Below are 14,836 nucleotides of genomic sequence, written 5' to 3'. Positions count from 1 at the left end.
TAGACATATACCTATTTAGGGAGGTGGACTCTTATGAAAAATAATGATAAAGTTGTCCCAATTGATGAAAATGTAATACAGGGTGAAAAGGTAGTTGATAAATTACTAAAGCGAGGGGGTAGTACAGGATACATTATACTTCCGAAATATACATGTGATGAAGATAGAATCAAAGCAAATGAAAAAGTAAGAAAGATATGTGCTGAAATAGTAATGAATAGAGCTGATGAAGGAGTATATCTATAAAAAAGAGGTGATTCAATGGCCTCTTTATCTTAAAATGGACAAGCTAAGAATTTTATACGCTATGGATTACTTGATGAACTTGAAGAAACAATGCAAGAAAATTTTAAAGCAATTTATGAAGGGTCTGATGTAATTGCTAAGCAATTAAATCTGTTCAATACTATAACATTATGTAATCAAGACGATATTGAAGGTTTGAAACATGTAAAAGAATATTCATTTTTACATTAAATATATTGAATTTATTTTATTCACATCAAAAAAACAACATCTTACAACATAAAGGATCAAAATTTTTATTGATTATGCTATAATTTACCAAAGTCCAAAGAAGCATAATTTTAAACTTTATAATAGGTCTTTTAAATTAACAAAAAGGGGGTGAATTAAGTGTGTTTAAAAATTTCAAGTTAGTAATTTCTATATTCCTAAGCATTATTCTTTTAATTAATCCGGTATCTAATATTTATGCAATTTCAAGTAACAATGATTTTTATAATAGAGAAATTTTATCAAAGAATCTCGATGAAAATGATGAAGTCTCTAGTAACAAAAGTTTAAAAGAAAACTCTAATGGCATAGAAATTAATAACTCACAAACAAAAGAAAATACTTTAATAGAATCTTTTGCGGATGCGGGTGAGGTAGAGGTATCTAATTGGAGTGAATTTGAGAGTGCATATAATGATGCTAGTGTCGAAAAAATAAAACTTACAAGTGATATAGAAAAAACTACAACTGCAGCATTAAAAGCAAGAAGCACTAGCATTGAAATTGATGGGCGTCGTGTACATCCAGATGAGAATGGTAACTATTATTATAAACTAGCCTTATCTTTTAATAATACCAATTCAACTCTTCCATTTAAGGCTGCAACTGAGGTTCAGATTTTTGATATGCATGATTTAATAATATCGCAAAAAGGAATAGGCAGTATTACTGCAGGTAATGGTCCTACAACAAAGAAAGCCTTTATAACACAAAGCGCTCTTGCTGATAGTAGAAATTGGAAATTTAGATTTGGAAATATATCTACTGATAATACCGCAGATATTGAAGGAGCAGCTATTGGAAGATTATTAATGGCGATTAGCGCAGAAATAACATTTTATGGCGCTGTAAATCTTAGAACTACAGCTGAAATAGCATATCCAGGTAGTGTTGTTTTTGAGAGAAATACTGAGTTTATGGGGAAAGTTGTGGCAAAAAATGTGTCGTGCTTTTGGTACTATAGCTCTACAGGAGGAACTGGAAGTAGTAGAAACTTTACAGCATTAGATGGTGCAAAAGTAAATCTTCAAGGATCAAATGGTACTACATATCCAGCTATCTATGAACAATATAATACTGTTGAAATAGGTGAAGAAAATGGTTCTGGAGCTGATTTTTCTATAACTATGAAAGGTTATCCGTATGATACCTATAAAGTAGGTCAAAAATTTATAGCAAATGCAAATTCAAAAGTAAATATTACAACTACAGGTACAAGTAATGTAATAAATTTAGATGCGGCTAATTCAGAATTCCATATACGTAAAGATGCAGAATTTTATGCTATAGCTAAACCGAATTATTATATTATAAATATCACAGGTGGAAATTCTGTCTTTAAGATAGATAGTGCAGCAAAGTATGATATAAGACATATGGGGAAAGGACAAGCGATAAATAATTATTACAATACTTCCCATGTGTATCTAAATAACGTAGATATATCCTTTTGGGATAAGGGTAAAGATTATATGGGGCCAGCAACTTATGACTTTGGCGATATTGAATCATTTGATGGACCTGGAGGAACAACAGCAGCGACATCTAGTAGTGAAAATCTAGCGAATAAGTTTAATGAAACAGAAAATAGATTAGCTAAGTTTCAAAAATATTCGAGAATATCAGGTATCAACACAAAGCCAGAAGTGGAATTTGTCACGAGAGAAGAGGCTTCTACTTCAACTAATTGGGTACCAAGCCCTAATGATTCTAATAGAATATTCTCTGTTACTGATGCCGATAAAAAAGTTGAGGCAAGAGTGATTAAAGGATGGGTACCAGATGATAATGGAATAGATGAGTTTGGTAATGTAAACTTAATACCTGTATATACTGAAAGTAGTTATGCTGATATAACTTTATATAGCAGCATAGATAATGAAGAGCATACAATGACAGCAGATTCAGAGGGCTTATATAAATATACATTGTCAGATTACTACCCAGCTGGAACTATAATTAAAGCATATGCTACTAAAAAATTAGATAATTCGCAAGATAATAAAGGGCAAGTGTCTGAAATTGAGGTTAGAGATGCAACACCACCAGATCCAGTAACTTTAATCACAAATGTTGATATGCTTACAAAAAAGATTGTAGGTACAGGTGAGCCTGGTGCTACTATAACATATAAGATTAATGGAACTGATGCTAATGAGAATGGTGCTCAAATAACGGCTATAGTTGATGAAAATAGAAAATGGGAAGTCAATACGCCAGAAGAAACAGGTGCTAGCGGGCAAGTATTTGAAATAGGAGATATTCTTCAATTTTTTTCTACTGATTCAGTTGGAAATACAACGCCAATCAATCAAGTAACCTATAGGGATAGAACTTTTGAAAAAGGTACAATAATAACAATTGTAGACGGAAGTCTAACGTTTCAGGTGCCTTCAAGTATTACATTTGGAGACATATATTATACTGTCCAAAATGGTGCAAAGGGGTGGGGTAATATAGCAGACCAAACTCTTGATGTAACTGATACTAGAACAGTAAAAAAAGAATGGACTTTAAAAGCAAGGATGTCTAAACAATTGACTAATACAGATGGAACAAAAACTTATGACAATGCTATATATTATGTTTTTAATAATGACAGTAGACAAGCTTTAACAGACAATTTGATTCTGATAAAAAGTCATAAAAATGAGGACAATGCTCCATTTGTTCTACTAGAAAACGATAGGAAAAATGGTCAAGGCTTATATATTGATGTGCCTGCAACCAGAATTATATCTGGCGAGTACAGCGCAACAATAGAATGGAATTTAGAAGATGTTCCTATAATACCTTAGTTTGCAAAAAAATCTCTAAAATAAAAATTAATTATTGAAGGGAGTAAAAATGAAATTTAAATTATTGTCAAAGATAGGAATTTGTATTTGTGTGATGACTCTTTTGCCTGTAGGTACAGCTTTTGCTAATGATGATTTTGTAAAAAGAAAATCAAATTCTGATGTTGGAATTAGATTTGAAGATAGTGGCAATTCAGGTGGCGGTGGAGTGAAACCGGAGCCAAAGACATCATCAGTGGTGCTGGCAAGTGGTGAGAAATATACAGATATTTTAACGTCTACAGTACTTGCCAACGAAAAAGATGCTTCAATCCTCTTAACTCAAAAAAATAACATAGGGCTATCAACTTTGGAAGAAATCGAGAGACTTAAAGTTAAAGATATAATAATTGTTGGTGGAGAAGAATCGGTGTCTAAAAATGTGGAAGTACTTATTAATAATTATGGGGAAAAGACAAATTCAAGCTATAAAATAACAAGATTAGCTGGATCTGATAGATACGATACAGCGGTTAAAGTTGGCAATGAAGTAAGAAAAATAACAAAGAAGTTAGACGATTCAGTATTAGTTGATGGAACTAATTTTTCAGATATAATAACAATATCTTCATATGCATCACAAAAAAGGATACCTATACTTCTAACAGAACCAAAAAAAATAAACCCAACTACATATGAAGCTCTGTATAGATGGGGAATAAACGATGTGACAATAGGTGGAGGATATAATTCAGTTTCTGCATCTATTGAAAAGGATCTAGAAGATTTTAAAAGAATAAGACTTGCCGGATCTGATAGATACGAGACTGCCACAGTAATAGGCGAAGAGATAAGGAAGTTAACTGGAAATAAAAAAGATTTAGCTTTAGTAGATGGGACTAATTTCCCAGATGGGATAACGATAAACCCTTTGGCAGTTGATATTGGGGTCCCTATATTACTTACAAATCCGAAAAAACTTACAGATATAACCAAATCTAAGATTAAGGATTGGAAAATTGAAAAAGTAATAATTGGTGGAGGATATGATTCAGTTTCAAAAGAAATTCAAAATCAACTGTCAACTTTAAAAAGTGAGAGGATTTCAGGAAAAGATAGATACGAGACAGCAGTAAAAATATCTCAAAGACTTAGAAAGTAAAACTATTTAAAATAAAAAATATTTGATTTATATTAATTGGAGGGAATAATTATTATGAAATTTAAAAAATTATCAAAGTTAGTAGTTGTATCGGGGTTAGTAATGGCATTTGGAACAAGTTCAATATTTGCAGTAGATGGAGGAGTTAAAGACTCAAATGTAGGAGTTAGATTTGTAAAATCAGATGTTCCAACACCGCCTGTAGATCCAGAGAATCCAGACGAAACAATAGATCCATTTCCAGAGGGCGGTGGAACTAATGGGCCTTTATCAATAGATTTCGTTTCGGATCTTGACTTTGGAGAACAAAAAGTATCAAGTCAAGATGAAACGTATTATGCTTTACCACAAAAAACATGGGCAGCTGGACAAAATAAAGTTAATGAAGAGCCAGCTGGGCCAGAAAAACCAAACTTTGTTCAAGTTACAGATAGTAGAGGGCTTGAAACAGGATGGGAATTAACTGTTAGCCAGAATGGACAACTTAAAACAAGCGACGATAAAGCATTAACTGGAGCTGAGTTAAGATTTAGAAATGCTAATATAGTTACAAATGCAGAATCAGGAAAACCTATAATAGGGGGAGAGGCTGACACAAGTTCATCTATAGCAGGCGCTACTAAATTTGCATTAAATACGGATGGAAGTAAAGTATCTGTTATGAAAGCTGAAGATGGAAAAGGTGCAGGAACATTTCTTACTGTTTTTGGAAATACTAGCACTAAAGATTCAAGTATAGAGTTATTTGTACCAAAAGCTACTACTAAATATGCTGGTAAAGACTATAAAACTACATTAACTTGGACATTAACTGATACTCCACAAATATAGACTAAATGATGATTTAAGTAAAAAATTATATCAGACAAAATAGTTAATTCAATTATGAATTAATCGATTTTATAAATTTTAAAATACAGGGAGATTAAATTATATGAAAAAAAAATTGACATCGATTATATCATCATTTCTTGTTGTTTTTATGATGTTTACAAATACATCTTATTCAGCTGAGTTAAATTTCTCTGTTTATACTGTAATACCAGAAAACCAAATAGACAAGAGTAAAACATACTATAATCTTTTAGTGAAACCTAACAATGAACAAGTGTTAAAAATGGTTCTTAAAAATACTACAGATAAAGATAGAGTTATTAATGTTTCTATCAATTCGGCTACGACAAATACAAATGGGGTAATTGATTATGGAGAAAATAATATAAAAAACGACCCTACTTTAAAATATGACATGTCTGAAATAGTTTCCGTACCATCAGAAATAACTGTTCCTAAACATGGAGAATATACATTAGAGATGAATGTTAAGACTCCTATTGAGGTCTTCGATGGTGTTTTAGCAGGAGGTATTCAGTTACAGGAGAAAGAAACAGAGGCTAATAAAGATAAAAAATCTATGATAACAAACAAATACAATTATGTAGTAGGTATTTTACTATTTGAAAACATAGATCAAGTTATAGATCCTGATCTTAAGTTACATAAAGTAATGCCTACACAGGATAATGCTAGAAATGTTATATCATCCAATCTTCAAAATATAACACCGACTTTTGTAAAAAATATGTCAGTGCATACAAAGGTATATAAGAAAGATGATAAAAATAAAAATGTAATGTATTCTTCTGATAGTGAAGATATGCAGATGGCACCCAATTCAAACTTCAATTATTTAACTAGACTTGAGGGTAAAAAGTTAAAACCAGGTGTTTATATTTTAAATTTGGTGGCGACTTCTGAAAAGAACAAATGGGAGTTCAATGAAGAGTTTGTTATAAAAGGTGATGTAGCTAATAAATTAAATTCTAGTGATGTCAGTATAGACGACAGCTTTAATTGGATTTATATTCTAGTTGGAGTACTTGTTTTTGTAATAATATTATTAATAGGTTTATTAATAAAATTATTAAATAAAAAGAAAAAAATGAGTGATTTGTAAAAAATACAAATTTATATAATTATAAAAGAGTCCCCATTATATTACTTAAAAGTTATATAGATGGGGACTTTTAATTTAACTTACTGATTATCATATTCAACATATATAAGATGGTAAGTATAAAATACAATTAGATAAAATATTAGAATAGATATCAAATGCTGATATGCTATAAAACTTATAATTCTTACTACTAATTTTAAAAAATGGGCCTATGATCTAATCTTAAATTATATTAGATTTTAAAAATTGTAGAAAAAAATAGGTGAAAAAAATAACGATAGATTGTTGCAATTTATAATTTGAGTGCTATCATCATAAATATAAGTATAAATATAAAATTAATCAAACACATATAACATATAATTACTCAAAAGATGGAGACCTGTAGGATACATAATGGTATTCGAGTATTATCTAAAGTTTGTGACTAGAGTTAAAAAAAGTTTATGAAACCAGGTATAGGTATGCAGTAAAAAATCATTTTAATAAGGGAGGATATTATGATAATAAATGATGTTAAAGTTTATGAAAATTTAGCTGTTGAATTAAATGATCGTATATGTACAGTGAAAGTGAATAGACCTCAAGTACTTAATGCGATAAATGCAAAAACTTTAAAAGAACTTTATGAAATATTTGAAGACATCAATAATGATGAAGATATTGATGTAGTAGTGTTAACTGGTGAAGGAAAAGCATTTGTTGCTGGAGCTGATATTGCAGATATGAAAGACTTAAATTCTTTGACTGCTAAAGATTTTAGTAGACTTGCAAGCAAGGCTTTTAAAGAAATTGAAGATAGTAAGAAAATCGTAATAGCCGCTGTAAATGGATTTGCTTTAGGCGGGGGATGTGAGATAGCGATGGCATGTGATATAAGAATTGCTTCTACTAAAGCTGTATTTGGTCAACCAGAAGTATCTCTTGGCGTAATACCAGGGTTCGGTGGAACTCAAAGGCTTACAAGATTGGTTGGAATGGCAAAAGCAAAAGAGTTAATCTTTACTGGGCGAATTATTAAAGCAGACGAAGCTGAAAAGTTAGGTTTAGTAAATAAAGTTGTTGAGCCAGAAGTTTTAATTGAAGAAGTTGAAAAACTAGCAAAAGCAATAGCAAAAAATGCTCAACTTGCTGTCAGATATTCTAAGGAAGCTATAAAACTTGGTTCTCAAACTGATATAAATACTGGAATAGATATAGAGACTAATTTATTTGGGCTCTGTTTTTCAACTAAAGACCAAGAAGAAGGTATGTCGGCTTTTATTGAAAAGAGAGACGCTAAGTTTATAAAAGGATAATTAAACTATTAAATTAAATATATTAACTAGATTAAATAAACTGTTTAATTTAACAGTTATAAATACTATAACAGGAGGTATATCTATGAAATTAGCAGTAATAGGAAGTGGAACTATGGGTAGTGGTATTATACAAACTATAGCAAGTTGTGGCCAGGATATATGTTTAAAGAGTAGAAGTAAAGAATCTATAGACGAATGTTTAACTTTATTAAATAAAAATTTATCAAGATTAGTTTCTAAAGAAAAAATAGATGATGCTAAAAAAGAAGAAATATTAAGTCATGTTAGCTCAACTATTGACTATGAAGATTTAAAAGATATGGACCTAATAATAGAAGCATCTGTAGAGAATATGAATACTAAAAAAGATATTTTTAAATTATTGGATGAATTATGCCATTCGGAAACTATTTTAGCGACAAATACTTCGTCACTATCTATAACAGAAATAGCCTCTGCAACTAAAAGACCAAACAAGGTTATAGGGATGCATTTTTTTAATCCAGTCCCTATGATGGATTTGGTTGAAATTATAAGTGGTCAATTAACATCAAAAGTAACTTTTGATACAGTCTTTGAATTATCTAAGAGTATCAATAAAGTTCCAGTAAATGTATCTGAATCTCCTGGATTTGTAGTAAATAGAATACTTATACCAATGATAAACGAAGCTATCGGTATATATGCAGATGGTGTTGCAAATAAAGAGGAAATAGACGAAGCAATGAAGCTAGGTGCAAACCATCCTATGGGACCTCTAGCATTAGGTGATTTAATAGGATTAGATGTTGTTTTGGCGATAATGAACGTTTTATATACTGAATTTGGAGATACTAAATACAGACCACATCCACTCTTGGCTAAAATGGTTAGAGCAAATCAACTAGGAAGAAAAACTAAAATAGGATTCTATGATTATAATAAATAGAAATAGATAAGAGGAATAAGGAATACTTACAAGAGAGGAGATCTATGTGGATATAAAGCATCTAAAATATTTTGTTGAGATAGTAAAATGTGATTTAAATCTTTCGTTAGCATCAAATGAATTACACATATCACAACCATATCTAAGTCAGATAATAAAAAATTTTGAAGAAAATGAAGATGTGTATCTATTTGACAGGTATAAGGGAAGATTAAACGACCTAACACCAGCAGGAGAGAGATTTTATGTTAACGCAGAAAATATCTTAAATGAGTATGAAAATATGATGGAGGATTTGAGAGAGGATTCTGTTAAATTCAAAGGTAAAGTAAGAATAGGGATACCACCTTTAATACTTGGAATAGTGTTTTCAGATGTAGTTGCACAACTTGTTGCAAATAATCCAGATATAGAGTTCGATATTGTAGAGAAGGGGGCACATGAGTTAAATAGTATGCTTATTTTACGGGAATTAGACTATGTGGTGCTCCTACAACCAACCGGAATTGATAAAAGTGTAATTACAGAACATATACTTCAAGAAGACAAGCTTACTGCATTTTTAAATGTCAATCATCCACTTGCTCGAAATAATAAAATAGATTGGAAAGACTTAAACGAAGAATTGCTTGCAATATTTGATCCAACATTTATGATACATCATAAATTAATGCAGAAATTTACTGATGAAAATGTGAAACTAAAAAGGTATATCATGTCAGGTTCGTGGGATTTTCTGCTGCAAACAACTACAAATTCTGAATTCATAACTATTTTACCATCACCTGTGCACGACTTCTTTAAAAATGATCAGATTGTAGAAAGATCATTTAATGATCCCATAACATGGAAAGTATTATTATGTAGACCCAAGAAGGATCGATATAGTCATGTAAATCAACACGTATTCAATTTTATAATTGATTTCTTTAAGAATAAAAATACTTAAATTGTTTTTCAGATAGAATCTCAAGAATTAGTTGAACACTCAGAGTATACGGAATAATCTCTGAGTGTTCAACTAAATACTTTTTTTGCATTAAAAACGGCATTTAAGTTGTGAGACATTTGCACTTATTTTAAATTCAAGCTATTTATTTTTCATATATAGTTTTTACTTATATATCATATAACAAATACGACTTAGACAATAACGTTGTTTTTACATTAATATATACTTAGAGCATTAAAATTTGATATAGAAAATATCATAAGAAAATCGAAATGCTTACACATCAATTTGTTACCTCAATTGCAATAACAAGCTGAACTAAATTTTAATTTCAGGTAATAACCATTATGAAAAAACAATTATCATTTTAGAAAAAGTAATTAATTATATGATTATTTACAAATTGTTTATTCAAAATCTAACATTCAATTCTAGCATAAGTTAAGTAATTAAAAGAATTTATTACTAGATCTAACGTTAAATATACTTATGACACAAATATCCAAATTATATAAACAATTAAATGAAATCCTAGTTAACTAAATAACTGTATTTGAAGAGTTCAGTATGTGTATGAAACAATATTGATATTACAAGGAGGGGTTATTTATGAGAGAAATAGTTATACTATCGGCAGTCAGGACGCCTATAGGGTCTTTGGGTGGTGCTCTTAAAGATGTAAGTGCTGTGGATTTAGGAAGTATAGCAGCTAAGGAAGCTATCAAAAGAGCAAACATAAAATCACATATGATAGATGAAGTACTAATAGGTAACGTATTGAGTGCTGGCCTTGGGCAAAATGTAGCTAGGCAAGTTGCTATAAAATCTGATATTCCTGTTGAGGTTCCAGCTCTTGCTATAAATAAAGTTTGCGGTTCTGGACTTAGAGCAGTTAGTATGGCAGCACAGTTTATTGCACTTGGAGATTGCGATGTAGTTTTGGCTGGTGGATGTGAAAGTATGAGTAATGCTCCGTATTTATTAAATAAAGGTAGATATGGATATGGCTTAGGTGATAATAAATTAGTAGATTCGTTAGTAAATGATGGATTAACTGATGCATTTAATGATTACCATATGGGAATAACTGCCGAGAACTTAGCAGAAAAATTTGGAATAAGTAAAGAAGAGCAGGATAGATTTGCACTTTTAAGTCAAGAAAAAGCAAAAAATGCTCAATTAAACAACAGATTTAAAGATGAAATAGTAGAGGTTAAAGTGCCACAGAAAAAAGGCGATCCTATAGTAGTAGACACTGATGAACATCCAAAACATAATACTACAATAGAGAAGTTAGCCAAGTTAAGAACTGCATTTAAAAAAGATGGGACTGTAAGTGCAGGTAATGCATCTGGAATAAATGATGGGAGTGCTATGGTTATTCTAATGAGCAGGGATAAATGCGATGAATTAGGGCTAAAGCCATTAGCAAGTATTGTTTCTTATGCCTCAGCAGGGGTTGAGCCATCTATAATGGGATATGGTCCAGTTCCAGCCACAGAAAAAGCTCTGAGAAAAGCAAATCTAAAATTAGATGATATAGATTTAATAGAAGCTAATGAAGCATTTGCAGCTCAAGCTTTATCAGTTGAAAAAGGGTTGAAATTTAACATGGAAAAAGTAAATGTAAATGGAGGGGCAATAGCACTTGGCCATCCAATAGGAGCTAGTGGATGTAGAATATTAGTTTCTTTAGTTCATGAAATGCAAAAAAGAGATACAGCACATCTAGGACTTGCTACACTTTGTATAGGTGGAGGTCAAGGCACTAGCTTAATAATAAAAAAATGCTAATAAATATAATTACTTAAAATAAGGGAGATATTTATGCAAAAATATGAATTATTAAAACAAATGTATAGAGAGTTTACTATAAACGAAGTGGCTCCTATCGCGCATGAAATTGATGAAGAAGAAAGATTTCCGTATGAAACTGTTGAAAAAATGACTAAATGCGGGATGTTAGGAATACCTTTTCCAAAAGAGTATGGTGGTGAAGGCGGTGACTATTTAGGTTATGCAATGGCAGTTGAAGAACTATCAAAAGCTTGTGGAACTACAGGTGTAATAGTATCTGCTCATACCTCATTAGGAGCGGCTCCAATATTTCAATTTGGATCAGAAGAACAAAAGCAAAAATTCTTAACACCTTTGGCTAAAGGTGAGAGATTAGGTGCATTTGGTTTAACAGAGCCAAATGCAGGAACAGATGCAGCAGGTCAACAAACAACGGCAGTATTAGATGGTGATAATTACATATTAAATGGAACAAAAATTTTTATAACTAATGCAGGTCCAGCAGAAATTTATGTAGTTATGGCAATGACTGATAAATCTAAAGGAACTCGCGGAATATCAGCCTTTATAGTTGAAAAAGGTACAGAAGGATTTAGTATAGGCAAGAAAGAGAAGAAACTAGGCATAAGGGGTTCAGCAACTTGTGAACTTATATTTGAAAATTGTAGGATACCTAAAGAAAACTTGTTAGGAAAAGAAGGTCAAGGTTTTAAAATAGCTATGAAAACTCTAGATGGTGGTCGTATAGGTATAGCAGCTCAAGCACTAGGTATCGCACAAGGTGCATTAGATACTACAGTAGATTATGTTAAGGGGAGAAAGCAATTTGGAAGAAGCATATCTTCTTTCCAAAATACCCAATTTGAACTAGCTAATATGAAAACTAAAATTGAAGCTGCAAGACACTTAGTCTATGAAGCTGCAAAGAAGAAAGATGAAGGCAATTCATATAGCGTAGAAGCTGCAATGGCTAAACTTTATGCAGCGGAAGTTGCAGTGGAAGTTACAACTAAAGCTGTTCAACTTCACGGAGGATATGGATATACTCGTGAATACGATGTAGAAAGAATGATGAGAGATGCAAAAATAACCGAGATATATGAAGGAACAAGCGAAGTACAAAAAATGGTTATAAGTGCAGATCTATTAAAATAGTTTTTCAGGAGGAATCGTATGAATATTTTGGTTTGTGTGAAACAAGTACCAGATACAACAGAAGTAAGATTAGACCCAAAAACTGGGACATTAATAAGAGATGGTGTACCGAGTATAATAAACCCAGATGATAAAGCTGGAATAGAGGAGGCCGTAAGGTTAAAAGAAAAAATAGGGGCTACAGTTACTGTATTATCAATGGGACCTCCTCAAGCTAAAAATGCATTAAAAGAAGCAATAGCTATGGGTGCAGATAGAGCAATACTTCTTACAGATAGAGCATTTGCAGGGGCAGACACATTAGCTACTTCAAAAACTATAGCAGGAGCAATTAAAAAATTAGACTATGATTTAATAATAGCAGGTAGACAAGCGATAGATGGAGATACTGCACAAGTTGGTCCTCAAATAGCAAATCACCTTGATATACCATCTATAACTTATGTTGATAAGTTGGATGTAGAGGGAGATTATGTAGTTGTAAATAGGGCTTTTGAAGATGGATATCAAGTTATTAAGGCAAAGATGCCAATTCTTATAACTACTTTGCAAGAGATGAATTCTCCAAGATATATGAAAGTTTCTAGAATATACGATTGTATGAATAATAATATGATTGAAACTTGGACATTAAAGGATATTGATGTTGGCTTAGAAGAGATAGGTTTAAAGGGTTCTCCTACAAAGGTTAAAAAATCATTTACAAAGGGAGTAAAAGCTAAAGGAACTGTCCACGTTGTAGACGAGAGAGAAGGAGCATCAATAATAATAAATGCTCTTAAAGAAAAACATATAATAACAGAAGTAAAGGTTAGTAATATATAATTTGATGAATTTTCTCTTAAAAAGTAGTGATTATGGAGGTAGATTTATGAGTGTAATGGTTTTTGTAGAACAAAGAAGCGGTGAAGTACAAAATGTCTCTTTGGAATTATTAGGGAAAGGCAAAGAGTTAGCAGATAGATTAGATGATAAAGTATGTGCTGTATTATTAGGATACAATGTTAAGCGATTATGTGAAGAACTTATACAATATGGTGCAGATGAAGTTGTTTGCGTCGATGATGAAAACTTAGATATATATGTAACAAGCACTTACACAAAAGCATTTTGTGAAGTTATAAAAAAGAAGGATCCAGATATAGTTTTAGTAGGCGCAACTACAATAGGAAGAGATTTAGCGCCGAGAGTTAGTTCAAGTGTTGAGACAGGACTTACAGCTGACTGTACATCACTTGATATAGATGATGAAAATAATGGATTACTTATGACAAGACCAGCATTTGGCGGAAATATAATGGCTACTATAATATGTCCTGATCATAGACCTCAAATGAGCACTGTAAGAGCAGGTGTTATGAAAAAATTAGAAAAAGACTCATCTAGAACTGGAACGATAGAAGATTTCTCAGTTGATTTATCTAATGAGGGAAAAAGTATACAAGTTATGGATTTTATAAAAGAAAATATAAAGCAAGTTAAAATTGAAGATGCCAAAATACTTATATCAGCTGGCAGAGGTCTAGGATCTAAAGAAAACCTGGATGCCTTATATGAATTAGCAGATATATTAGGAGCTGAAGTTAGTGCATCGCGTGCTGTAGTTGATGCTGGATGGGTTGATAAAAATCGTCAAGTAGGTCAAACTGGAAAAACTGTAAGACCTGACTTATATATCGCATGCGGTATATCAGGAGCAATACAACACATAGCTGGTATGGAAGGATCTGAGTATATAATAGCTATTAATACAAATCCTGATGCTCCTATATTTGAAAACGCTGACCTTTCTATAGTAGGCGAAGTCAACAAAGTTGTGAAAAATTTAATACAAGAATTAGCATAGTATATACAACACATATTTCAAAATACAAATAATCTGATTAAAGGAGAATGTACATATGAAATCAATGATTAGAATGAGAATGAGCAGCCATGATGTTCATTACGGTGGAAATTTAGTAGATGGTGCAAAGATGCTTCAATTGTTTGGGGATGTTGCGACTGAACTATTAATACAAAATGATGGAGATGAAGGCTTATTTAAAGCTTATGATAGTGTAGAATTTATGGCCCCAGTATACGCAGGAGATTATATAGAAGCTGTAGGTGAAATTGTTAATGTCGGAAATAGTTCTAGAAAAATGGTGTTTGAAGCTAGAAAAGTTATAATACCGAGAAATGACATAAATGATTCAGCAGCAGAGGTTTTAAAGGATCCAATAGTAGTTTGTAAAGCTAGTGGAACTTGCGTAGTACCAAAAGATAAGCAAAGATTATAGTTTATT

14 protein-coding genes are annotated in these 14,836 nt (G+C 31.6%); all 14 read left to right on the top strand.

Annotated features, from left to right (window positions below):
* Positions 1–33 precede the first annotated feature (33 nt).
* The 14 genes from J2Z43_RS03795 to kal all read left to right on the top strand — a co-directional run bounded on the left by J2Z43_RS03795 (position 34) and on the right by kal (position 14,830).
* Positions 34–246, top strand: a complete 213-nt coding sequence (locus J2Z43_RS03795) for a hypothetical protein (protein WP_209455919.1) — start codon at positions 34–36, stop codon at positions 244–246.
* A gap of 90 nt (positions 247–336) precedes the next feature.
* Positions 337–477: a hypothetical protein gene (locus tag J2Z43_RS03790; RefSeq protein WP_209455918.1), complete on the top strand. Its 141-nt coding sequence runs from the start codon at positions 337–339 to the stop codon at positions 475–477.
* A 161-nt stretch (positions 478–638) separates the two neighbouring features.
* A complete protein-coding gene (locus tag J2Z43_RS03785; RefSeq protein WP_209455917.1) occupies positions 639–3,314 on the top strand; it encodes a pectate lyase-like adhesive domain-containing protein in 2,676 nt (891 codons plus the stop codon).
* A 49-nt stretch (positions 3,315–3,363) separates the two neighbouring features.
* Positions 3,364–4,455, top strand: coding sequence for a cell wall-binding repeat-containing protein (locus J2Z43_RS03780; RefSeq protein ID WP_209455916.1), 1,092 nt, complete (start codon positions 3,364–3,366; stop codon positions 4,453–4,455).
* Between the two features lie 54 nt (positions 4,456–4,509).
* Complete coding sequence (locus J2Z43_RS03775) at positions 4,510–5,286, top strand: WxL domain-containing protein (protein ID WP_234925957.1); 777 nt, start codon at positions 4,510–4,512, stop codon at positions 5,284–5,286.
* A 103-nt stretch (positions 5,287–5,389) separates the two neighbouring features.
* Positions 5,390–6,412 carry a DUF916 and DUF3324 domain-containing protein gene (locus tag J2Z43_RS03770; RefSeq protein ID WP_209455915.1) on the top strand — a complete coding sequence of 341 codons (1,023 nt, stop codon included), beginning with the start codon at positions 5,390–5,392 and terminating at the stop codon, positions 6,410–6,412.
* A gap of 503 nt (positions 6,413–6,915) precedes the next feature.
* Positions 6,916–7,713: an enoyl-CoA hydratase-related protein gene (locus tag J2Z43_RS03765; protein WP_209455914.1), complete on the top strand. Its 798-nt coding sequence runs from the start codon at positions 6,916–6,918 to the stop codon at positions 7,711–7,713.
* An 85-nt stretch (positions 7,714–7,798) separates the two neighbouring features.
* Entirely contained in the window at positions 7,799–8,644 is an 846-nt protein-coding gene (locus tag J2Z43_RS03760; protein WP_209455913.1) for a 3-hydroxybutyryl-CoA dehydrogenase, read from the top strand.
* Positions 8,645–8,690: 46 nt separating this feature from the next.
* A complete protein-coding gene (locus tag J2Z43_RS03755) occupies positions 8,691–9,593 on the top strand; it encodes a LysR family transcriptional regulator (RefSeq protein ID WP_209455912.1) in 903 nt (300 codons plus the stop codon).
* Between the two features lie 612 nt (positions 9,594–10,205).
* Positions 10,206–11,390 (top strand): acetyl-CoA C-acetyltransferase, encoded by a 1,185-nt coding sequence (locus tag J2Z43_RS03750; RefSeq protein WP_209455911.1) that lies wholly within the window; start codon positions 10,206–10,208, stop codon positions 11,388–11,390.
* Positions 11,391–11,423: 33 nt separating this feature from the next.
* On the top strand, positions 11,424–12,548 hold the full coding sequence (locus J2Z43_RS03745; RefSeq protein WP_209455910.1) for an acyl-CoA dehydrogenase: 1,125 nt from the start codon (positions 11,424–11,426) through the stop codon (positions 12,546–12,548).
* Between the two features lie 18 nt (positions 12,549–12,566).
* Positions 12,567–13,373 (top strand): electron transfer flavoprotein subunit beta/FixA family protein, encoded by an 807-nt coding sequence (locus J2Z43_RS03740; protein WP_209455909.1) that lies wholly within the window; start codon positions 12,567–12,569, stop codon positions 13,371–13,373.
* A 46-nt stretch (positions 13,374–13,419) separates the two neighbouring features.
* A complete protein-coding gene (locus J2Z43_RS03735; protein ID WP_209455908.1) occupies positions 13,420–14,394 on the top strand; it encodes an electron transfer flavoprotein subunit alpha/FixB family protein in 975 nt (324 codons plus the stop codon).
* A 55-nt stretch (positions 14,395–14,449) separates the two neighbouring features.
* Entirely contained in the window at positions 14,450–14,830 is a 381-nt protein-coding gene (kal, locus tag J2Z43_RS03730) for a 3-aminobutyryl-CoA ammonia lyase (protein ID WP_209455907.1), read from the top strand.
* Positions 14,831–14,836 lie beyond the last annotated feature (6 nt).

It is taken from the genome of Metaclostridioides mangenotii (genome assembly GCF_017873185.1).
GTDB lineage: Bacteria > Bacillota > Clostridia > Peptostreptococcales > Peptostreptococcaceae > Metaclostridioides > Metaclostridioides mangenotii.
The sequence above is the reverse complement of the archived record's forward strand: the minus strand, read 5'-3'. Positions and strand labels throughout refer to the sequence as shown.